13 protein-coding genes and 1 tRNA gene are annotated in these 21,929 nt (G+C 65.6%); 6 read left to right on the forward strand and 8 right to left on the reverse strand.

The window, feature by feature from the left end; translation table 11 throughout:
* Window positions 1-130 precede the first annotated feature (130 nt).
* Window positions 131-4,801: an acyl-CoA dehydratase activase-related protein gene (locus tag D2E22_RS06655; RefSeq protein WP_241218292.1), complete on the reverse strand. Its 4,671-nt coding sequence runs from the start codon at window positions 4,799-4,801 to the stop codon at window positions 131-133.
* Window positions 4,802-5,778: 977 nt separating this feature from the next.
* Entirely contained in the window at window positions 5,779-6,732 is a 954-nt protein-coding gene (locus tag D2E22_RS06660; protein ID WP_126032325.1) for a hypothetical protein, read from the reverse strand.
* Window positions 6,733-7,781: 1,049 nt separating this feature from the next.
* On the opposite strand from D2E22_RS06660, the gene D2E22_RS06665 reads away from it, so the two are divergent.
* Window positions 7,782-8,900: a hypothetical protein gene (locus D2E22_RS06665; RefSeq protein WP_241218273.1), complete on the forward strand. Its 1,119-nt coding sequence runs from the start codon at window positions 7,782-7,784 to the stop codon at window positions 8,898-8,900.
* 461 nt (window positions 8,901-9,361) lie between these two features.
* On the opposite strand, the gene D2E22_RS11010 is transcribed toward D2E22_RS06665, so the two are convergent.
* Window positions 9,362-9,481 carry a helix-turn-helix domain-containing protein gene (locus D2E22_RS11010; RefSeq protein WP_126032326.1) on the reverse strand — a complete coding sequence of 40 codons (120 nt, stop codon included), beginning with the start codon at window positions 9,479-9,481 and terminating at the stop codon, window positions 9,362-9,364.
* 462 nt (window positions 9,482-9,943) lie between these two features.
* On the opposite strand from D2E22_RS11010, the gene D2E22_RS06675 reads away from it, so the two are divergent.
* Window positions 9,944-10,690, forward strand: a complete 747-nt coding sequence (locus D2E22_RS06675; RefSeq protein ID WP_126032327.1) for a zinc ribbon domain-containing protein — start codon at window positions 9,944-9,946, stop codon at window positions 10,688-10,690.
* A gap of 568 nt (window positions 10,691-11,258) precedes the next feature.
* Here D2E22_RS06675 and nrdG read toward each other — a convergent pair.
* Window positions 11,259-11,954: an anaerobic ribonucleoside-triphosphate reductase activating protein gene (nrdG, locus tag D2E22_RS06680; RefSeq protein ID WP_126032433.1), complete on the reverse strand. Its 696-nt coding sequence runs from the start codon at window positions 11,952-11,954 to the stop codon at window positions 11,259-11,261.
* 288 nt (window positions 11,955-12,242) lie between these two features.
* Window positions 12,243-14,636: an anaerobic ribonucleoside-triphosphate reductase gene (gene nrdD / locus D2E22_RS06685; protein WP_126032328.1), complete on the reverse strand. Its 2,394-nt coding sequence runs from the start codon at window positions 14,634-14,636 to the stop codon at window positions 12,243-12,245.
* A gap of 359 nt (window positions 14,637-14,995) precedes the next feature.
* Here nrdD and xseA point away from each other — a divergent pair, with 359 nt between their 5' ends.
* Window positions 14,996-16,318 carry an exodeoxyribonuclease VII large subunit gene (xseA, locus tag D2E22_RS06690; RefSeq protein ID WP_126032329.1) on the forward strand — a complete coding sequence of 441 codons (1,323 nt, stop codon included), beginning with the start codon at window positions 14,996-14,998 and terminating at the stop codon, window positions 16,316-16,318.
* An 84-nt stretch (window positions 16,319-16,402) separates the two neighbouring features.
* The gene (locus D2E22_RS06695) at window positions 16,403-16,747 is read left to right on the forward strand and encodes an exodeoxyribonuclease VII small subunit (protein WP_126032330.1); all 345 of its coding nucleotides are present in this window, start codon (window positions 16,403-16,405) and stop codon (window positions 16,745-16,747) included.
* A gap of 218 nt (window positions 16,748-16,965) precedes the next feature.
* On the opposite strand, the gene D2E22_RS06700 is transcribed toward D2E22_RS06695, so the two are convergent.
* The gene (locus tag D2E22_RS06700) at window positions 16,966-17,979 is read right to left on the reverse strand and encodes an endonuclease/exonuclease/phosphatase family protein (protein ID WP_126032331.1); all 1,014 of its coding nucleotides are present in this window, start codon (window positions 17,977-17,979) and stop codon (window positions 16,966-16,968) included.
* 355 nt (window positions 17,980-18,334) lie between these two features.
* On the opposite strand from D2E22_RS06700, the gene D2E22_RS06705 reads away from it, so the two are divergent.
* A tRNA-Arg gene (locus D2E22_RS06705) sits at window positions 18,335-18,410 on the forward strand.
* Between the two features lie 382 nt (window positions 18,411-18,792).
* A complete protein-coding gene (locus tag D2E22_RS06710) occupies window positions 18,793-19,515 on the forward strand; it encodes a DUF4391 domain-containing protein (protein WP_126032332.1) in 723 nt (240 codons plus the stop codon).
* Window positions 19,516-19,705: 190 nt separating this feature from the next.
* Here the strand turns inward: D2E22_RS06710 and D2E22_RS06715 are convergent, their stop codons facing one another.
* Together D2E22_RS06715 and D2E22_RS06720 are read right to left on the reverse strand one after the other, a co-directional pair.
* The gene (locus D2E22_RS06715; RefSeq protein WP_126032333.1) at window positions 19,706-20,674 is read right to left on the reverse strand and encodes a Ppx/GppA phosphatase family protein; all 969 of its coding nucleotides are present in this window, start codon (window positions 20,672-20,674) and stop codon (window positions 19,706-19,708) included.
* Between the two features lie 82 nt (window positions 20,675-20,756).
* The gene (locus tag D2E22_RS06720) at window positions 20,757-21,893 is read right to left on the reverse strand and encodes a pyridoxal phosphate-dependent aminotransferase (protein ID WP_126032434.1); all 1,137 of its coding nucleotides are present in this window, start codon (window positions 21,891-21,893) and stop codon (window positions 20,757-20,759) included.
* Between the last annotated feature and the right edge of the window lie 36 nt (window positions 21,894-21,929).

Genomic DNA, 21,929 nt, shown 5'->3' on the forward strand with positions numbered 1-21,929 from the left:
CGATGTTCTAAAACTTCCTGATAATCTATACAAATCGCCGAGCATTGTGACCAACGCCGTCGTCCATCCGCCCACGCACACGGTTTCATCGACCCGTCCGCCGCCGCGGAGCGGCGAAGACGGCCGCGCGTCAGCGACGCGCGGCTTTCTTCGCCGCCGCGATCATCAGCTTGATCCTGTTGAGCTGGTTCGCCTCGCTCGCGCCCGGATCGTAGTCGATCGACACGATGTTCGCCTCCGGGTACATCCTGCGGATCTTGCCGAACATGCCGCGTCCGGTCACATGGTTCGGCAGGCAGGCGAAGGGCTGCGCGCAGATGACGTTCGGGCAGCCGGATTCGATGAGCTCGACGATCTCGCCGCTCAGGAGCCATCCTTCGCCGGCCTGCACGCCGATCGACGTGACGGTCGCCGCCTTCTTCACGAGCTCGCCCATCGGCAGGTCCTTCTCGAACTTGCCGCCGCTGGCGTCGAGCGCGTCGTGCACCGGTTTCATGTAGGCGTGGATGACGCCCTTGAACGCGCCCATCAGCGCCTTGTTGCGCCCCAGGCCGATGTTGTGCGCGTTCCATTCGTTGATGTACGGGCGCATCGTCATGAAGTCGATGATGCCCGGCACGACGGCTTCGCAGTCCTGCGATTCGATGACGTCGACGACGTGGTTGTTCGCGTCCGGATGGTATTTGACGAGGATCTCGCCGACGACGCCGACGCGCACCTTGCGCGGCACGTCGCGCAGCGGCAGCGCGTCGAAGCCGCGCACGATGCCCTTGACGAGCGCCGCGTACGTCCAGTGCCCGCGCCCGTAGAGCATCTTCGCTGTCCGCGAGTTGCCGTGGTTGAGCAGCGTCTCGCGCACGATCGTGTTCCAGCGTTCGTACAGCCGGTTCGCGCTGCCCGGCCGCTGTTCGTACGGCCGCACACGGTAGAGGCATTTCATCAGCAGGTCGCCGATGATGAGCGCCTTCGCCGCCCGGTGCAGCAGCGGCACCGTCGGCGTGAAGCCGGGGTTGTCGACGAATCCCTGCGTCGAGATCGCGAGCACAGGGATCTGCGGATATCCGGCGTCGATCAGCGCCTTGCGGATCAGGCCGTAGTAGTTCGTCGCCCTGCACATGCCGCCGGTCTGCGAGATCGCGAGCGCCGTCGTGTCCGGGTCGTAGCGTCCCGACTTGATGGCTTCGACGAGCTGGCCGACCGTCATGATCGCCGGGTAGCAAGCGTCGTTGTTCACGTATTTGAGTCCGGTCTCCACATCGGTCTTGTCGGCGTGCGTGAGCACGTCGAATTTGTAGCCGCTGGCGCGTACGGCGGCTTCGACGAGGCTGAAGTGGATGGGGCTCATCTGCGGCGCGACGATCGTGTGCGTCTTGCGCATCGCCTTCGTGAACGGCACGTGCTGCGCGTAGTTGCTCATCGTGGCCTTCTGTGCGCGCGCATGCTTGGCGCCGTCGGCGCCGCGTGCGCCCATAATCGCGTCGAGCATCGCCTGGCGTCCGGGCGTCGGCGCCATCGTGCCGGTTTTGCGGAACGTCGATGTCAGCCGTGTGGACGCCGTCGTCGATGTCGTCGTCGCCGTCGTCGCCGTCGTCGAACGTGCGATGTCTGTGTCGGCGGCGGTCCCGCGCGCGTCGCGGCGCCCTTCGCGTTCCTCGACGGCGGCTTTGAGCGAGCGCAGTCGTATCTTGGCGGCGCCGAGGTTGCTCACTTCGTCGATTTTGAGCATCGTGTACACGTCGGCTTTGTCGGCGAGGATCTCGGCGACCTGGTCGGTCGTGATCGCGTCGAGGCCGCAGCCGAAGGAGTTGAGCTGCACGAGTTCGAGACCCGGCCAGTGCGCGACGAAGTCGGCGGCCTTGTACAGGCGCGCATGGTAGGCCCACTGGTTCATGACGCGCAGCGGCAGTTTTGTGACCTTGCGGTCGTCGACGTGGCGGAAGCCGTCGGCGTTGTGCGCATGCGGGTCGGCTTCGCCGTCGGCGAGGTATGCGGTCAGGCGGGGCTTGTCTTCGGGGTTCAGCCAGCTGACGGAGTCTTCGGAGAGGACAACCATGCCGAGCGAGCAGATCGTCTCGGGGATGCCGTGGTTGATTTCGGGGTCGACGTGGTAGGGGCGCCCGGCGAGCACGATGCCGCGGCAGTCGTGCTCCTTCATGTAGGCGAGCGCGCGCAGCCCCTCCTGCTGCACGTCGTGTTTGAACACCTTGTCTTCGGCGTAGGCGGCGGCGACGGCCAGTTCGACCTCGTCGCGCGTGACGCCCGCCCAGGCGAACTCCTCGACGATGCGGTCGACCATGAGGTCGTGCTTGGACAGGTTGAAGTAGGGTTTCATGAACCGCACGCCGTCCTCGCGCAGCCGCGGCATGTTCGCGTCGACGACGACCGGGTAGTTGGCGACGATCGGACAGTTGAAATGGTTGTCCGATTCGGGCACGAGGTCGTCCTCGAAGCTCACGCACGGGTAGAAGATCGTCTTGATGCCTTTGTTGAGCAGCCATGTGATGTGGCCGTGGACGAGTTTCGCCGGGTAGCAGATGTTCTCGGACGCGATCGATTCGATGCCGGTCTCGAACAGTTCGTGGTTGCTTCGCCCGGAGATGACGACCTTGAAGCCGAGCGACGTGAGCAGGGTGAACCAGAACGGGTAGTTCTCGTACATGTTGAGCACGCGCGGGATGCCGATCTCGCCGCGCGTCGCCTTCTTGTCGGTGAGCCGGCGGTACGCAAAGGCGCGCTTGTACTTGTAGTCGTAGAGGTTCGGCCGGTCGCTGCGTTTGCGTTTCGCGTCGCCGCCGCGTTCGCAGCGGTTGCCGGTCACGTAGCGCGAGCCGTCGTGGAACGTCGTGATCGTCAGCTTGCAGTGGTTCTGGCACAGCTTGCACACGTCGCGTTCGGTCGTCATCGACAGTTCGTCGAGCGCGTCGCCGGTGAGGATGCTCGAGACGGTGTGGTCCACGCCGTCGATGCGCGCCACGTGCGTGCCGGCGTCGGCGGTGTCGCCGTCCGTGTCGTCGGCGACGTCGTCGTAGTGCATGCGCGCGGTGAGCGCCGCGCCGTACGCGCCCATCAGGCCGGCGATGTTCGGCCGCGTCACCTCGCGTTCGGTGAGCAGTTCGAAGGCGCGCAGCACGGCGTCGTTGAGGAAGGTGCCGCCCTGCACGACGACGTTGTCGCCCAGCTCGCCCGAATCGCGCAGCTTGATGACCTTGTACAGCGCGTTGCGCACGACCGAATAGCACAGGCCGGCGGCGATGTCCTCGATGCCCGCCCCCTCCTTCTGCGCCTGCTTGACCGACGAGTTCATGAACACGGTGCAGCGCGAGCCGAGGTCGACCGGGGCCGTGGACTCGAGCGCGGCCTTCGTGAACTCCTCGATCGAAAGCCCCATCGACTGCGCGAAGGTCTGCAGGAACGAGCCGCAGCCGGACGAGCACGCCTCGTTGACGGCGATCGAATCGATGACGCCGTCGTCGATCGCAAGGTATTTCATGTCCTGGCCGCCGATGTCGATGACGGCGGTGACGCCCGGGCACGTCATCTCGGCGCCGCGGTAGTGCGCCATCGTCTCGACGACGCCCTCGTCCAGGTGCAGTCCGGTCGTGATCAGGCCTTCGCCGTAGCCGGTCGCGCAGCTGCGCGCGATCCACGCGTCCTCGGGCAGCTCATGCTGGATGCGACGGACGATGTCGATCGCAGCGGTCAGCGGCGAGCCGTCGTTCGTCGCGTACGAGCTCCAGACGATTTCGCGGTCGTCGTTGACGAGCGTCGCCTTGATCGTCGTCGAGCCGGCGTCGATGCCGAGAAAATGCGGGCCGTGCGCGCCGTCGAGCGTGCCGACGTGCACATGTTCGCGATGATGGCGGGCGTCGAAGGCCTCGCGGTCCTGCGCGCTCGCGAACAGCGGCGGCATCGTCGCCGTGTTCGCGCCCAGGTTGCTCAGGTCGGCGAGCGCGGCGATGATCGCGTCGAGCGTGCGCGGCGGATAGTCGTCGGCATGTTCGATCTGGTCGGGTTCGCCGGCGGTGAGCGCCGCGCCGTACGCGACGTACAGGTGGGCGTCCTTGGGCGTGACGAATTCGTCGACCTTGCCGTCAAGCGCACGGCGGAACGCCTCGCGCAGCTCCGACATGAAGAACAGCGGGCCGCCGAGGAAGACGACGGTGCCGTGGATCGGACGGCCGGCAGCGAGGCCGGCGATCGTCTGCGTCGCGACGGCCGTGAAGATCGACGCGGCCAGGTCGGGCTTGGCGGCGCCGTCGTTGATGAGCGGCTGCAGGTCGGTCTTCGCGAAGACGCCGCAGCGCGACGCGATCGGATACAGGTTCCCGTAGCGTTTCGCCATCTCGTTGAGGCCGGCCGCGTCGGTGTCCAGCAGCGTCGACATCTGGTCGATGAACGCGCCCGTGCCGCCGGCGCACGACCCGTTCATCCGCTGTTCGGGCGTCGGTTTGAGATACGTGATCTTCGCGTCCTCGCCGCCGAGTTCGATGATGACGTCGGCCTGCGGAATCTGCTCGTCGATCGCACGCGTCTCGGCGATCACCTCCTGCACGAACGGCACATGGATCGCGTCAGCGAGCGCGAGGCCGCCAGATCCGGTGATCGCGAGGCGCACGGGCTCGCCGGCGCGGCCCTGCTCGGCGAGGCTGCGTTCGATGTCCTCGAGCAGCCCCTGCATCGTGGCGCGCACGTTCGCATGGTGGCGGCGGTAGTCGGCGAACAGCGGCGCATCGAGTGCATCCGAATCGTCAAGGACGACGGCCTTGACGGTCGTCGAACCGATGTCGAGTCCGATGCGCAGCGGACGGCTGCGACGCGCCGCGGGCGCGGATGCCGCAGCAGATCCTGTTGCTGCAGCTGGCGCAGCCGGCCTAGCTGACGCACAAGATGCAGATGCCGCAGTCGTTGCAGGAGAGCCAGACGCTGCAACGGGCGCGGAAACAGCGGATGCAACGGACACGGATGCCGCAGCACCCATGCCCGACGCGGCGGACCTGGATTGAGGGGACATCCCGGACCGCAGACTATCGGCTTGTGCCATCGACTCGCACTCCCCCGTCGTCACGTCGTCGATCGGCATCTGCTCCTCCGGATGAACCATCACTACCTCATTCGTTATTCGCTCGCGGCATTCGCTCGCGGCGTCCGGCAATGGCGTGACTCCACCATTTGCGCCCGATATGTCGGGTTTCGTTTCCCTGAGAAACCCTCATACGGCAATCATTACAGCATAGTCATGCCTCGGTACGTTTACGGCGCCGGCCACCAGCATCCCCGTACCCCAGCGCGTCGCATCGCGCGCACCCATACGCGCTGCACGACGCACACCCCCATCCCAGCGTCCCGTCGCACGCACGCATACGCGCCACAAGTCGCACAGCCACACCCCAACGTCCCACTGCGCGCACCCATACGCACCACAGGACGCACAGCCCACCCCAACGTCTTGTCGCACGCACCCCTGCGCACAGCAGGACGCACACCCCCATCCCAGCGTCCCGCACCGCGCACGCATACGCACAGCAGGACGCACAGCCCACCCCAACGTCCCGTACCGCGCAGCCGCACGCATCCCGCGATGCACCACCGCATATCAGCGTCCCGCACCGCGCACGCATACGCGCCACAAGTCGCACAGCCACACCCACACATCCCGCTCCGCGCACCCGTACGCATCCCGCAACGCACAACCACACATCGGCGTCCCACAGTGCGTAGCCATACGCGCCGCAAGTCGTGCAATCGCACACCAGCGTCACACGCTGCGCACACGTCCATTCACCGAATCACAAAAGGAACGCCCGCCGCACGCAACTTGTGTGCGAACTGCTGCGGATGGTAGGTATCGCGGATCCGGAATCGTACAATGCCCTTCACGCCCGCCCGTTCCAGCGCACGCTCACGCTCGCGCTCGGCGTCCACGATCTCCTCGACGGATCTGCCTCCCGTCATGGAAGGATCCACATATTTGTCGCGCCCATCGAGCTCGCCAACCAGCCAGCCGCCATCCGCCATGCGCCATGCGAAATCCGTGCGCTTCGTTCTACCCGTTTGCGGATCGACGAACTCCCGCTGCGTGAACGGCGGGACGACGCCGAGCAGGTCGAACACGGCAATCGACCGAGCCTCGCCGCCGTTCTCGCATCCACCATCCGCGACTTCAAGCGCATGCCACGCGTCAGCGCCACAACCGCCGACCGTACGCAGCTCATGGCCGATCCGTTCCTTCGTCATGCCGTTGCGTAGCGCGCAGCTCGCCACGACCACCGCATTGATGAAGCCATAGTCGCGCATCGATTCGGCGATTGCACGCTCAGGGGGCAGCACACGGACTCCATCGATGACGACGTACGGGCAATTCCGCTCATAACGATGGACGACATGCGCCGACATAGTCTGGGAGCGATGCTTGTCGGAAATCACGACGATGCCGCTTTCGTCCGCCTCCCGTTCATGGTCGACGCCATGCATGCTTACCGCTGCAATGCCTCCGAACACCCAATGCGGATGCCGTCTCCCCAAGCAACGTATGACATGGCGTTTCCTCTCCGCGGAGTCAAGCTGATTCCAGTACGCGCTCCGCGCATACAGACCGGGCATGGGGCGCACCACTTCGCCGCATTGCACGCGCCGACCCAACGCACGCCGTTGCGCGGCAGTCGCATTCATTATGCAACGGCCCTCATGCTGCGCTTCGTCGAGCAGTCGTTCAATCTCCTTGTTCGTCTTCATGCGGATGAATCTACGTTGAAGCGGATCGGCCAGGCAAGCACAACGGGCACTTGTGACCGGAAGGCCGGCTCAGTCCCGAAATGTGGACGACACGAACTGTTATCCACATCATCAACAATCCACACTGTTGATACACGCGGCATGATTATCCACAACGCTGGGGATAGCCATGAACGCGGACGCAGGATACGTATAGATCTGCAGTCTGGCGCCGACGGCGCCGGTGTCAGCGCCGCTGTAGGAGTAGGCATCGGCGTTGACGTCCGCGTAGGCCACAATGCCGCCTTCAGCACAGCGCACGCATATACGCGGCGTATGGTAAACGTTCCACGTCGCGCATGAGTGCGCTCTACGCAACATCCAGGCGTCATGCGCTGCGCACGCATACGCGTAGCGCGACGCACAACTCAGCGGCATCGCCCTATGCCGCGCATACATACGCGCAACGCGACGCACAGTCCCCCGCCAACATCGCACACTGCGCACATGTGCGCACAACGGGACACGAGACCCTGCGCCAGCGTCGCGCGCCGCGCATGCATACGCGCCACAAGACGCACAGCCCTGCACCAGCGTCGCACACCGCGCACATGTGCGCACAACGGGACACGAGACCCTGCGCCAGCGTCGCGCGCCGCGCATGCATACGCGCCACAAGACGCACAGCCCTGCACCAGCGTCGCACACCGCGCACAAGTGCGCGCCGCAGACCGCACAACCGCACACCATCGCCCTATGCCGCGCATGCATACGCGCAACGCGACGCGCGGTCCCACGCTAACGTCGCGCACCGCACACATGTGCGCACGACAGGACACGAGATCCCACGCCAACGTCGCGCACCGCGCATGCATACGCACTGCGCGGCGCATCCGGCGGTGAAGACAAGGCTGCGGCCGGGTTGCCGCACACTGCTAGAATCGCCGGTATCGCGAAGCCGTGCAGCGCGCATATAGGGGCAGCAGACGCAAGAACGCTGTCTGACGTGGAGATGTCGGGGGCACGGCGCGCATAGAGACAAGATTGCAGGCCAGCAAACGGGGGTGCCCATGTCCGAACGCAGATACGAACCGACCGATCCGGAATCGTCGATGGCCGCCGACACCGCCGCATTCCCCGCAACGGCCGAGCCAACGCCGACGCCGTCAGACTCAAGCGCGCACGCGCCGACGACGCCGATGCCGCAGACGATGCCGACGACGCGCATCGACGTCGAGGAGCAGATCAGCGAAGGTCCCGCCACGGTGGCGCTACCACCGCGTCCGGCCGAACCCGCCCCCGTCAGTTTCCCGCCGGCGGAACCGCCGTCCGCTGACAATGGGGACGATAGCGGCAACGGGGCGAACGGGGACGCAAACTCGAAGAAGCCGCACAGGAAGTGGCCGATCGTCACGGCGATCGTGGTCGTCGTCGCGCTCATCGCCGGCGTGTGCGGCGCGATCGTCTACAGCAACAAGCACGCCGAGGCGCTGCTGCGGTGCCGCACGGCGGTCAGCGATTTCAGCGACGCGCGCAAGAAGCTCGTCGACACGACGAAGAACCTGTCGTCGACGCAGCAGTGGGTGCTCGACGCGCTCGGCGTCAACGGCATGATCGACGCGGTCGCCGACGCCGCGGGCGCCGCTGAACAGACCATCTCGACCGAAGGATGCGCGACGAACGCGACGATCACGCAGCTCAATCTCGTGGCCGACACCGTCAACAACACGACCGATTCGCTCAACAAGTCGGTCAGTGCAATCACGAAGCAGCAGGAAGAGCAGCGCGGCCTGCTCGGCAGCGGCGACTGGAAGAAGAAGATGATGGAGTGGCTCAGCGGCTCCGGTGCCGACGAATCAAGCAGTGCGATGACCGACGACGCAGCCGACGACGCAGACGACGACGCAGACGACGACGCAGACGACGATACGTCCGCGGCGAAGAAAGGCTTCAAGGATTCGCTCGAACATGCGAGGGGGCTGCTCGCGTCGGTCAAGCAGCAGTACGGATCCTCCGAGACGGGCAAGAGAATCAGCGATGGCTTGCAGTCGGCAATCGACGCGGCCGAAAAGCTCGACCTGTCGCCGATCACGGATTCGAAGATCTACAAGGCTGCCAAGGTGACGCTCGACGAGGCGATCTCCACCGTCAGCAACTGGATCGACTCGCAGGCTATGAAAGCGCAGTAGCGCCGACGACACGATCGCTCGGCGTATGGACCGAGCAGTCGCGCTGACTATTTTTTATATGTTATCTTAGGCTTATCCAGCCGCAGGACGAACGTGCCTTCGTCTGGCGTTTCCCACACATACTCACGGTTAGAGATAACCTCTCTTCCGTGATCTGTGCTATCATCCATCAGTAGGTGAAAGCATAGTTACCCTTTCCGGCGTTAGCCGCTCAGGTAACTCAATGCCCGGCATCTTGCACATGCCGGGCATTTTTCATACCCGGCAGCCATGCCATACACGCCCATGAACGGCATGGGCAACCGGCCGCCACCACAGTGGCGGCAGCGCGCGCCAGTCCGGTTATGATCCGGTAGGGCCAAACCCCGCTGGCGCCAGAGCCTCACGGCTCCAAGAGTTTCCGCAAGTCCTTGAGCTTGAGCGCGTCAGCTAACCGCACGGCAGTGCCTAACGTCATATCGCTAGGGGCGCGAGCCCCCCCCCCGCTCGATATTGGCTATACTCACATGCGGCACGCTCGCCCTCTCAGCGAGTTCGCGCTGCGTCAGTTTTTTTGCTTTTCGCAGCTCGGCTAGTCCCATTTTTCTCACCTCCTTTGCTATCAATGGTACTAGCGAGGCCGTAAATCCAGTATTCAGTTGTCCCGCGCTCTGAGAGCTTAGAGCTGTTCGTTTGTATCCCTATCTACCTGCCCTAGGTGGTACCGCATCCATCGGCCGCAGCGTTCACACTAGGCTGCGCGGTCTATGGCCATCCCTAGGGCTCGAATCGGGGTTTACAGATTCGAGCTCAGCGGCGCGCACGGGGCGCGTCGGGCGTGACGTGGACATGCCGGGCGTCATGTGCGCTTGCATGTACGCACGTACGCGCGCGTGCACGTACGCGCGCCCCTCTGTACGCGCATAGCGCTCCCCGCAAGCGCGGGGATGATCCCTACCACCATGAGCACCAACCCCCGATACCGCGTGCTCCCCGCAAGCGCGAGGATGTTTTTATGTATGCACATGCATGCACACTGACAGACGAAGAGAGAAGGGAAGATAATGTTCTGCACACATTGCGGCGCCAAAAACAGCGCCACCGCCCAGTTCTGCACATCGTGCGGAAGCGCACTCAGCAAACCCAACCATACGCCGAGCGCGCCGACCGCGCCCATGGTTCCAACAGCAGCGGTGTCGCCGGCCATGCCACCCACGCCGGCGACACCGCCATCGTCCCGGCCGTTGCCCGCAGCGCCCCGGGTGCCCCCCGTCCCTTCCGTGCGCACCGCCACTGCGCAGCATCAACGCCAACCCCTCTGGGCGGTCATCGTGGCGGTGGTGTGCGTCATCGAAACCGTCCTGCTGATCTGGATGCTCGCGGCGAAGCCCACCCAGAACGGCAACAAGAAGAACCTCGAAGGTGTCGTCAATCTGTTCTCGATGGCCGCTGAAGGCATCAGCGCAGCCAACAACTATAATTTTCGCGCCTCCGCGCAGGCCGAAGGCAATACGGTGGTCATCACCGTGAAATTCCCGTCGGTCATCTATGACAAAAACAACTCGTCATCTAACACATGGATGGTGTGCTTCACCGAGAACAGCAGCCGTTGCCGCACATTCACCGAGCGGGATCTCAACGCCTACACCAACATAATCGTCAAAGACTACGTCAGGAAGGCGCTCAACGACTTCCGGCAGATGACCGGCATATCCAACCTCGGATTCACCGTGAAGCTGCTCGACAAGAATGACACGCTGATCGAATCGGTCCCAATCGACAAGTATCTCGACGGCAGCTTCCTGCAGTAGATTGCAAAATTCACTATGCATGTGCGGCGCCGGAAACATTCCACTGTCCCGCGCCGCACACCAACGTCACCTACCGCGCATGCATACGCCCAATGGGACACTGACAGGGCCTTCCGCGTCCCCAATCGCGCATGCGTACGCGTCGCCGGACGCCGGGTGCCATGTTTGGGACGCCTCCAGCACATGCATACGCGGTGCAGGACGCCATGCCGCGTACCGGCGTCACGTACCGCGCACAGGTAAGCCCGACGGGACGCCCGCACGGCCACCGGCGTCACCTACCGCGCATGCGTACGCGTCGCCGGACGCCGGGTGCCATGTTTGGGACGCCTCCAGCGCATGCATACGCGGTACGGGACTCCATGCCGCGTACCGGCGTCACGTACCGCGCACGGGTACGTCCGACGGAACGCCAGCACAGCCACCGGCGTCACATACCGCGCACGCATACGCGATACCGGGCGCCAGCGCGGCCACTGGCGTCGCGTGCCGCGCACAGGTACGCTGCGCGGGATGCGTCCAGCCCCACCTCAGCTCGCCCTACCGCGCTCAGCTCGCGTCGCCCCGCTCAGCTGGCGTCGCCTTCGCCGGCGGCGCGCTCGTGGCCGTAAATCTCGGGGATGAAGCGCTCTTGGTCATGCAGTTTGCCCCAGATGACGACCTCGCCGCGCTCGAGCGAGGCGGGCACGTCGATGATGCGCTGGTTCGACGAGCCGCGGAACTGCAGCAGCGAATCGTGCCGGTCCTTGAGATACCGACCGTCGACGAGGATGTCAATCTCGCGCAGCAGCTCCATCTTGTCGGCGCTTTCGCCGTCGCGCATCAGCTCCTCCCACGTGTATCCGGTCCAGCACCAGATGTCTTTCGTATGCCCGAAGCGCTTGCGGATCCTGCGCGCGAGCGGCAGCAGCACGCCGGTATTGAGCAGCGGCTCGCCGCCGAGGAACGTGATGCCCTGCACGAAGCTCTGCGCAAGGTCGTCCATGATCTGCGCCTCGAGCCGGTCGTTGTATTCGTGGCCGGCCTGGAAATCCCAAATCGAGGCGTTGTAGCACTGCTCGCAGTGGAACGGGCAGCCCGAGACGTACAGCGAGCAGCGGATGCCCTCGCCGTCGGTCATCAGGAACCGCTTGTAGTCGGCGATCATGTTGTGGCTCATCCGCGCGCTCGTCCACTGCCCCGCCTTCGGATTGTTCGACAACGGCGTCGGGATTCCCGGCCCGCGTCCGCTTTCCCCGGCGGCGAAGTCGTGCAACCGCGGCATCTTCTTCACCGGCTGCGCGACGGCGAGAGGCGAATCCGACACGTCCGTCATCGCCTCGTTCGATGATTCGACGACGCTCGCCGACCCCTCCGCGCTTGTCGTGCCTTCCGTCCTACGCCATTCCTGGGTCATGTCCGTCCTCCCCTATGCGCCTGCCGCGCACCGTCTGCCGATCCGTGATCGCATATCGCGAAAATGGGGCGGCCATACGACCGCCCCATGTGTCCGTCCGAGCCTGTTCGCCGGTCATCCGCGCCGATTCATCGGCCGCGCATGACCGTCAACGGCTCACTTGACCTCTTCGAACCATTCACGCGTTTCGCCGCCGGCGAGCGTGACGTGTCCGGTCTCGCCGGCCATGTGCTTGACGCGGTGCGCGATCTCCTCGTGGCGGCCGTGCACCATCGGGCGCTGCACCGGGTTGCCGAGGTATCCGCAGGTGCGCTTCGTCACGTTGCACTTGTCCGGGTCGGAGTTGCCGCACTCGGGGCACTTGAAGCCCTCCTCGGTCGGCTCGAAGTCGCCCTGGAAGCCGCATTCGAAGCAGTGGTCGATCGGCGTGTTCGTGCCGAGGTAGCCGATGCCGATGTTGTACGCGTAGTCCCACACCGCCTCGAGCGCCTTCGGGTTGGCCTGCAGGCACGGGAACTCGCAATAGTTGATGAAACCGCCGGAAGCGTAGTACGGGAAGTCCTTCTCGTAGTCGAGCTTCTCCATCGGCGTCGGCTGCAGCCACACCGGGTAGTGGAACGAGTTCGTGTAGAAGTCGTGGTCGGTGACGCCTTCGATCTCGCCGAACTTCGCGCGGTCCATGCGGTTGAAGCGGTCGGTGAGCGATTCGGCCGGCGTCGAGTACACCGAATAGTGGTAGCCTTCGGCGGCCGACCAGTCCTTGCACAGCTGGTTCATGCGGCGCACGATCTCGAGCGCGAACTCCTTGCCCTGCGGATCCCAGCCGTGGTCGCGCATCCAGTGCTTGCCGTAGAAGACGGACGTCGCCTCATACAGGCCGATGTAGCCGAGCGACACCGTGGCGCGTTCGTTGCGGAAGAGCTGGTCGACGTTGTCGTTCGCGTCGAGGCGCCCGAAGGCGCCGTAGCGGAACAGCGTCGGCGCGTTGACCGGCGTCGCCTGCTTGCAGCGCATGATGCGGAACTGCAGCGCCTGATGGGCGGTCTCCATGCGCTCGTCGAACAGCTTCCAGAAGCGTTCGACGTCGCCGTGCGATTCGAGCGCGATGCGCGGCACGTTGACGGTGACGACGCCCAGGTTCATGCGGCCGTCCTCGACGTCCTCGCCGGTCTCCGGGTCGATCCAGCCCTGCAGGAACGAGCGGCAGCCCATCGGTGCCTTGAACGAACCGGTGATCTTGACGATGTTCTCGTAGAACACGACGTCCGGATACATGCGCTTCGTCGAGCATTCGAGCGCGAGCTGCTTAAGGTCGTAGTTCGGATCGCCCGGATCGGCGTTGATGCCGTGCTTGATCGTGAAGACGAGCTTCGGGAAGATGGCCGTGTGGCGGTCCTTGCCGAGGCCGCGGATGCGGTTGAGCAGAATCGCGCGCTGGATCTCGCGGGCGAACCAGCTCGTGCCGAGGCCGAAGCCGACGGTGACGAACGGCGTCTGGCCGTTGGAGACGCGGTTCGAATTGATCTGGTACTCCATCGTCTGCATCGCGTCGTAGATGGCCTTGCGCGTCATGATCTTCGCGTAGATCTCGCGCAGCTGGTCGATCTCCGGCAGCTCCTCGTCGAAGGCGGTGTCGGCCGGCAGCGGCTCGCGGTTCTCGAAGTGCAGCCAGTCGGGCTCCTGCGCCTTGAGTCCGCGGACCATGTCCTCGGCGACCTCGATCGGCATCGAATCGGGGATGAGCGCCTGCGCCATGTTGAGGTTCTTCGCATAGTCGCGCTTCGCGTACTCCTCGAGCATCTCGTCGGCGCGGTTGACTGTCTGGCCGCCGTACTGCGCGCCCGCGATGTCCTTGATGATCTGCGTGATCTGCGTGGCCGCCGTGCCGATCGACTTCGGCGAGTCCATCATCGCGTTGCCGAGCGCGAAACCGTGACGCAGCATGTCGCCGAAGTCGGGCAGCGAGCAGTTGTTCATCGACGTGAACGGCGAATAGTCGGCGTCATGGAAGTGGATGTCGCCCTTCATGTGGGCGTTGGCGACGGCGTCCGGCAGCATCGAGAACGCCGACGCCTTCGAGACGGCGCCCGCGAGCAGGTCGCGCTGCGTCGCGTAGACGTTCGAGTCCTTGTTCGCGTTCTCTCGCACGAGCGACTCGTCCTTGTTGACGAGGCGCTTGACGGCTTCGTTGATGTCGGTGGCCTTCGCGCGCTGGATGTCCTTGTTGAGACGGTAGGTCGTGTAGGTGCGCGCGACCTCGTAGAGGTGGTCGTCGATGAGCGCATGCTCGACGAGGTTCTGGATGTCCTCGATACGCGCCGGACCGTTGTAGCGTTCCTTGATCTCGCCCTCCACCTGATCGGCGATGTCGGAGATCATGCGCTCCTCTTCGGGACCGACTTCCTTGTTCAGGTCGGCGAATGCGGACTTGACAGCGATGATGATGTTGACCGGATCGAAATCGACGATACGGCCATCGCGCTTCTCGACGAGTACCTTCGCCGCGGTCTTCGGCTGCGTCATCGGCGCCTCCAGAACCTCTGCTTCCATTCGCTGCTCCTTGTTTCGGGGCCGGCGGGGCCGGCTCGTTTCGTGCGTCCGCACCATGCCGGACGTCTTGCTGACTGATAAGACTGTACGCTTTTCCTTCGGGCGACGCGCCGCTATATGTAGTGCGACAGATGGCATGCAATCACTAGATATGGAACTTTCGTTGATACGACGCCGAAAATCCGCGATGCGTCCCGACGGTGTGGTCTTCGTCACTCGGCGCGGTGTTCGCTGAGCGGAAATCATCATAGCGACACCGTTGCCGCACCCGCCGTGAAACGCCACCGAGGCGGCGGAATCAGCCCTGACACGCCGTGCGGTGCGAGCACGATGTCCCTTCGCTGATGGAACCTAGAACCATGTCTTGGAACAACGGATATGGCATGGGAACACAGCCTTCAGGCACCCCATGGACAGGCGCGGACGGCGCCGCCGGCGGCCCGCGCCCGCTCGACCAGCTGCCGAAGTACGCGCGCGACACGACCCCGGAGAACCCGTGGCCGGTCAACCTGCTGAGCCGCAAATGGCACGACGTGATCGACCGCTGGCCGACGGTGTGGATCGAAGGGCAGATCGTCGAGATCAACGCGCGCCGCGCGACGTCCGTGTACATCACGCTGCGCGACAACTTCGAGGACGTCTCGATCTCGGTGAACGGCTTCGGCGCGTTCGCGCAGATGGCGCGCGGCTTCAAGCAGGGCGACCGCGTCGTCGTGCACGGCAAGGCCGACCTGTGGGTCAAGCAGACGCGGCTGAGCCTGCGCGGCGACGACATCCGCAAGGTCGGCGTCGGCGACCTCAAGGAGCAGATCGACGAGCTGCGCCGCAAACTCAAGGGCGAAGGGCTCTTCGACGCCTCGAACAAGGTGCCGCTGCCCGAGTTCCCGAAGAACATCGGCCTGATCTGCGCGCCGCAGGCGAGGGCGGAGGGCGACGTCATCACGAACGTCATGCTGCGCTGGCCGACCGTCGACTTCACCGTGCAGCACGTGCACGTGCAGGGCCCGCAATGCCCGCCCGAGGTCGTCGAGGCGATCCGCAGGCTCGACGCCGACCCGAACGTCGATGTCATCATCGTCGCGCGCGGCGGCGGCAGCTTCGAGGATCTGATCGGATTCTCCGACGAAGGCGTCGTGCGCGCGACCGCCGCATGCGTGACGCCGATCGTCTCCGCGATCGGCCATGAGGACGACTGGACGCTCATCGACCTGGCCGCCGACGTGCGCGCGTCGACGCCGACCGACGCCGCCAAGCGCGTCGTGCCCGACGTGCGCGAGCAGCAGCAGCTCATCGCGAACGCGATCGGCACGATGCGCATGCGCATCGGCGCGATGGTCGACAACGAGACACGGCTCGTCGAAGGCTACGCGAACCGTCCGAGCCTGACGCATCCGCAGACGATGCTCGACCCGTATCAGCGGCAGATCGACGACGCCGTGCGCACGATGCGCATCGGCCTGACGCGGATCGTCGACGACGAGCAGCTGCGCGTCGAGAAACTCGAGGCGACGCTGCGCGCGCTGAGCCCGCAGTCGACGCTCGACCGCGGCTATGCGGTGCTGCAGACCGCCGACGGGCACGTCGTCGACGACGCGGCGAAGCTCAAGGCCGGCGATGAGATCACCGTCACGTTGCGCCGCGGCGCCGTCGTCGCGCAGACGACGAAGATCGTCGAACCGTAGGCCCCGCGCGACACACGCGCAAACACATAACGCAATCGATACAACAGCCATCAACCGGCACACAACCACCACAAAGGAGCAGCCATGACGGAGGAAACCATCGAAGTCACCGCGACGGAGACGACCGAGACGACCGAGGACACTGCGGCCGAGCAGCCGCAGATCGCGTCGAGCCTGACGGCGCAGGAACGCGACGTCATCGCGAACATGCCGTACGAGGAGGCGCGCGACAAGCTCATGCAGGCCGTGCGCGCGCTCGAGAACGGCGGCCTGAGCCTCGACGAGTCGATGCGCCAGTGGGAGATCGGCGAGGCGCTCGCCCAGCGCGCGCAGTCGCTGCTCAACACGGTGCGCGCGAAGCTCGACGCCGCGCAGGCGCAGCAGGCGCAGACCGCGGCGACGGCGGGCACGCAGTCGAATTTGCAGTAAGCGGCCGGCGCGCTGCGGCGGCGGACGCCAGGCGCATTGAAGGCGCAGGCCAGACGGGGTGCATACGACGCGGTCGCGTGCGCCCCGTTGCATTTTCGCGGGGAGGATCGGCGCCGCGATCACGGGGCTGCGTTTCCGCGCGGTGGGATTCGTGGAAAAGACGCCGCATGCGCTTTGCGGATGCCCGACGTCGTCCGGCGCACATGCGCCGCGCGCGGCTACTGCGCGAACTCGAGCGTAGCGAGCAGCGCGTCGTGGTCGGCGCCGGGGATACGGATCGTCTTGATCTGCCCGACGCGCACGTCGCGCTCGGTGACGATGTGGTCGATGCCGACGCCGGCGGGCACGAAACGCATGTTCGACGGCCAGGTGAAGACGAGGCCGTGGCCGCTCGTCATCGACGCGTCCTGGAAACGTTCGCCGAGGAGACGGCGGAACGGGGCGTGGTCGGTCGTCGCGTTGAAATCGCCCATGAGCACGTAATGCACGTCGGTACGCGATCGCAGCGCGTCCATCTCATTGAGCGATCGGCGCCACAGATCCCATGTGCTCGCGCTCGGCGACGTCGTGTGCACGCTGACGAAGCGGACGGGAAGGCGGCCGCCGTCGAAGAGGACGGTGCCGGCGGGCATGTCGGACGCGCTCGAATCGAACTCGGCGTCCGTCGGAGCGTCGAGCGGCGCCGCCGAGAACAACGCGTTGCCGTAGTAATGGTCCGCCGATCCGACCGTCGAATGCGGCAGATAGTCGTAGATTCCGGCGTTCGCGAGCTCCTTGAGGAAAGGTTCCGTCGTCTCCTGCAGCGCGAGCACCTCGACGCGCTGGTCGCGCACGGCATCGACGATGTCCTGCGCGTTCGCCTGACCTTTGTAGACGTTGCAGGTCATGACGCGTGCGTACGCGTCGTCTGTGGACGGCTTGACCTGTGCGACGGCGGCCATCGCGGCGCCGCTGAGTGGAAGGTCGCCGCGGAAGTACGGCAGCTGCCACCACACCTGCAGCCCGATGCACGCGCAGGCGACGACCGCCGTGAACCAGCGCCGCGAGATGCAGGCGAGGACGAACGAGACGAGCGCGACGAGCGCGAACCACGGCGACAGCGAAATCACATACGGCACGTACGGCAACGATTGCATGTCCTCGGGCAGCAACCGCGCCGCGCAGCCGAGCAATGCGACGATCGCGAGGATCGCCGCGAGCGCCGCCAGAACCGGATGGGTATGCCGTGCCATGCGTCTCCTTCTGTTCCATTCTGTCTGCATTCGTATGCAAGCGCATGCGAATCGTGCGTGTATGCGTCCGCGTCCGGTGGATGCGTGTGCCCGTCGGGCGCGTACGTGTCCGCCGGCCTCGCGCGTCCCGTCGGACTCGCCGATGCGCGTCCGTCACGCGCGACGCTCCATCGTATGCGCTTCGGGACACCCTGCGATTGTTTGCGCATCCGCAAGGTGCCGCGCCGATGACGTGTTCCACACTAATGGAGCGCAGGACGCGTGCGTATCGTCCGCACGGTTGATTTTCCCCAGATGCGCGTGCGGCGCGCGGTTGTGCCGGATGCACGATGGTGTGTATAATGTCGGGTTGTTCGCCCTGGTAGCTCAGTGGATAGAGCACCGCTCTCCTAAAGCGGGTGTCGCGCGTTCGAATCGCGTCTGGGGCACCATCAGCCGCGTCGGCCCATTCGCCGACGCGGCTTCGTCATCTCCGACCCGATCCTCGTCGACTCCACCGAACACCGATGCACAATGTGGTCATGACGATCGCGGATGACTGCGCCAGTGAACGTGCCCCCGGCACATCTCGCACCCGACATGATGCAAACGATGATGTTAGCGAACATGATTGGTACGTCTCTTGCTCGCCACGATCGCAGACGACGATATCAGCGAACACGACCGATGCGCCCCACACCCCCGATGATCGCGGGCGATGAGTGTTCGCGGACGCGCTTCGAACATGAGATGCCGCGGGCCGCCGCGCCCGCACGACGGTACAGTGGATGGCAGCATCCGTTACGTATCATCCGTTACGAAAGAAGGCCCACGATGACGATGGCCGCATGTGGCTCCCTGACCGCCGAGACGCTCGGCCTCTCCCCCGCCACCGCGTTCCCGGCGGCCAAAGGCGTCCTGCCGAAGGGACTGTTCGCCGCGAAGGCGTCCGCTCCCCTGTCCGCGAAGACGAAGCAGCATCTGGTGCACGCCGTCGACGCGATCACGATGCTCGCGCTGCTGCGCCCGTCGAACACCGGCCTGGAGGCGAGCGCGCGCATGCCGGAAATCCTCGTCCTCGGCCTCAAGCTCGCCGACGGCGTGCGCGAGACGCCGGACGACGTCGTCGAGCTCATCGCGTCGCAACGCAAGTCGGGAATCGTCTTCGCCGTCGTGCGCACTGTGGAGCATGAGGGCACGACGCGTGAGGAATGCCAGTTCGCGGTGCGCCGCGCATTGCCGGGCCGCGCCGGCCACACACCGACCTTCCGCGTCTTCCACGGCGCGTGGGAGCCGTGCGGCGAGTCCTTCCTCGACGTCAACGGCGCGACGATGGACGAGCTGTGGGCGTCGCTGTGCTCGCAGATCATCCTCGGCTCCGTCGACTGCGCCGGCCTGGACGCGCGCATCGCCCGCGCCGAACGGATCCGCCAGCTCGAGGCGGACGTCGCGAAGCTGTCCGCCGACCATGCGCGCGCGAAGTCGCCCGCCCAGCGCAACGAGATCTACGCCAAGCTGCACAAGGCGAAGAACGAACTCGCCGCACTGACGAACTGACGCACGCACACGCCGCTCAGACCCGCCGACTCCGACCACCGTCAATCCTGACTGGCCCGACCGACCCGCCGACTTGACCGATCCGTCCGACCCTGACCGATTTACCGACCCCCCAGACCCACCGACCCCGCCGACTGGTCCGCCCGTCTGCAACCTCCGCCCGTCTGAAGCCGCCGCGCGCCGGCCGCGGTCAGAAACCGATGCGCGTGCGGCCGTACTGGTCGAGCCACCGCAGGATCGCGCCTTCGCGCAGCGCCCACGGGCATACTTCGATCTCGTTGATGCCGAGAGCGTCCATGATCTCGACGGCCACGATGCCCGCGCCGACGATCGACCCGGCGCGGTCCTGCGTGATGCCCGGCAACGCGGCGCGCTGCGCCGGCTCGATGCTCGCCAGCCGCGGCAGCCAATCCTCGAGCTGTTCGCGTTCCACCGACAACGCGTCCTCGCGTCCCGGCTGGTGGATGACCGACCCGGCGAGCCGCGCGAGCGAACGGATCGCCTTCGACGTGCCCACCGCGTGGCTCGTGTAGTCTTCGGCCGGGATCGCGCCGACGAGCTCGGCGATGCGTTTGCGCACCTTCTTGCGCGCTGATTCGAGCTCCTTCGGCGTCGCCATGCCGCCGGGAAGGTAGTCGCGTGTGATGATGCCGGCGCCGATGCGCGCGCTCGTCGCGACCGACGGCTCCTCCTCGGAGCCGAGCGCCACCTCGAGCGAGCCGCCGCCGATGTCGATGACGAGCAGCCGACCGGCGTCCCACCCGTACCAGCGGCGCGCGGCGAGGAACGTGAGCCGCGCCTCGTCGTCGCCGGAGAGCACGGTGATGCGCTGCCCGACGATCTCCTCGATCCGGTGCAGGATCTTGTTGCCGTTCGCCGCGTCGTGGATCGCCGACGTCGCGAGCGCGAGCAGCTGCGAGATCTGGTAGCGTTCGGCGAGCTGCATCGATTCGTCGACTGCGTTGAGCAGCGTCTCGACGCCGGATTTTCGGATCGAGCCGTCCTCTTTGAGGAAGTCCATGAGCCGCACCGTCGTCTTCGTGCTCGCCTCCGGTTCGGGCCGTGAGCCGACGGCGGCGTCGACGATGAGCATGTGCACGGTGTTCGAGCCGATGTCGAGCACGCCGAGTCGGGTGGAATGCGTTTTCGAATTTGCCATACGTCCTCTTTTTGCTGGAAGTCTTTCTGGTTTCGGGTCCTCCCGCCGGCCGGCGCGGTCCGGCGTCGGCCGGCGGCGTCCGTCACCGTGCGCGCAGCGCGCCGACGAACGTCTTGAGTCGCCTGAGCCCTTCGCGCAGCGCGTCGCGCGACGCCGCGTACGACAGCCGCACATGGGTGTCCGCGGTCGCCTCGCCGAAGTCGGCGCCCGGCGTCAGCGCGACGTGCGCCTCGGTGAGCGCGCGCTCGCAGAACCCGGTGGCCGTCAGTCCCGTCGGGCTCACGTCGAAGTAGGCGTAGAAGGCGCCGTTGGGCTCGACGTCGACCGGCAGTCCCAGATCGGCGAGCCCATCGACGACGATGCGGCGCCGTTCGAGCAGTTCGAGCCTGCGCTGTTCGCTGATGGCGAGCGCCTCGTCGTCGAAGCATGCCATCGCCGCCATCTGCGTCGGCGTGTGCGCGCTGAGGAAGAAGTTCGCCGCGAGCCTGTCGACGGCGTCGACGACGCCGTCGGGCACGACGAGCCAGCCGAGCCGCCAGCCGGTCATGCCGAAGTATTTCGAGAAGCTGCTGCAGACGATCGCGTCCGGGTCGATGGCGAGCACCGAGGGCACGCGGCCGCCGTCGGGTTCGACGTCGGCGAGGTCGAGGTAGGTTTCGTCGACGATGCGCCATGCGCCGCGTTCGGCCGCGTAGTCGCATACGGCGCGCAGCGTGTCCCGTTCGATCGTCGTGCCGGTCGGGTTCGACGGCGACGTCACCATGACGGCCGTCGTGCGCTTCGACCAGTGGTCGTCGAGCAGTCGCGGCGTCAGATGGAAGCGCGTCGCCGCGCTCGTCGGCACGTCGACGACGACGCCGCCGAAGGAGCGCACGAGTTCGCGGTTCGTCGGATACGAGGGGTCGGCGATGATCACCTCGTCGCCGTCGTCGACGGTGAGCGCGGCCGCGAGCAGCAGCGCCGACGAGCCGCCTTCGGTGATGACGATGCGCGCCGGGTCGACGTTCACGTCGTGCTGTTTCGCGTAGAACCGCGCGATTCTCTCGCGCAGCTGCGGCAGTCCTCGCGATTCCGCGTACGGCAGCGGATGGCCGTCGTACAGGTCGCGCATCGCCAGACGCACCGGCTCGGGCGCGCCGTAGTCGGGCTGGCCGACGTTGAGTTTGATGACGTCGTCGCCGGCGGCGATCATGACGTTCGCGCGCTCGCCGATCCGCATCGCGCGGAACGGATGCACCTCGCGCGCGCGTTTCGA

The sequence above is a fragment of the Bifidobacterium castoris genome (genome assembly GCF_003952025.1).
GTDB classification, from domain to species: domain Bacteria; phylum Actinomycetota; class Actinomycetes; order Actinomycetales; family Bifidobacteriaceae; genus Bifidobacterium; species Bifidobacterium castoris.

Coding starts and splice junctions, on each gene's coding strand:
- D2E22_RS06660 (WP_126032325.1), bottom strand. CDS start 6,732: ATGAAGACGAACAAGGAGATTGAACGACTGCTCGACGAAGCGCAGCAT.
- D2E22_RS06665 (WP_241218273.1), top strand. CDS start 7,782: ATGTCCGAACGCAGATACGAACCGACCGATCCGGAATCGTCGATGGCC.
- D2E22_RS11010 (WP_126032326.1), bottom strand. CDS start 9,481: ATGGGACTAGCCGAGCTGCGAAAAGCAAAAAAACTGACGCAGCGCGAA.
- D2E22_RS06675 (WP_126032327.1), top strand. CDS start 9,944: ATGTTCTGCACACATTGCGGCGCCAAAAACAGCGCCACCGCCCAGTTC.
- nrdG (WP_126032433.1), bottom strand. CDS start 11,954: ATGCCGCGGTTGCACGACTTCGCCGCCGGGGAAAGCGGACGCGGGCCG.
- nrdD (WP_126032328.1), bottom strand. CDS start 14,636: ATGGAAGCAGAGGTTCTGGAGGCGCCGATGACGCAGCCGAAGACCGCG.
- xseA (WP_126032329.1), top strand. CDS start 14,996: ATGTCTTGGAACAACGGATATGGCATGGGAACACAGCCTTCAGGCACC.
- D2E22_RS06695 (WP_126032330.1), top strand. CDS start 16,403: ATGACGGAGGAAACCATCGAAGTCACCGCGACGGAGACGACCGAGACG.
- D2E22_RS06700 (WP_126032331.1), bottom strand. CDS start 17,979: ATGGCACGGCATACCCATCCGGTTCTGGCGGCGCTCGCGGCGATCCTC.
- D2E22_RS06710 (WP_126032332.1), top strand. CDS start 18,793: ATGACGATGGCCGCATGTGGCTCCCTGACCGCCGAGACGCTCGGCCTC.
- D2E22_RS06715 (WP_126032333.1), bottom strand. CDS start 20,674: ATGGCAAATTCGAAAACGCATTCCACCCGACTCGGCGTGCTCGACATC.
- D2E22_RS06720 (WP_126032434.1), bottom strand. CDS start 21,893: ATGCGGATCGGCGAGCGCGCGAACGTCATGATCGCCGCCGGCGACGAC.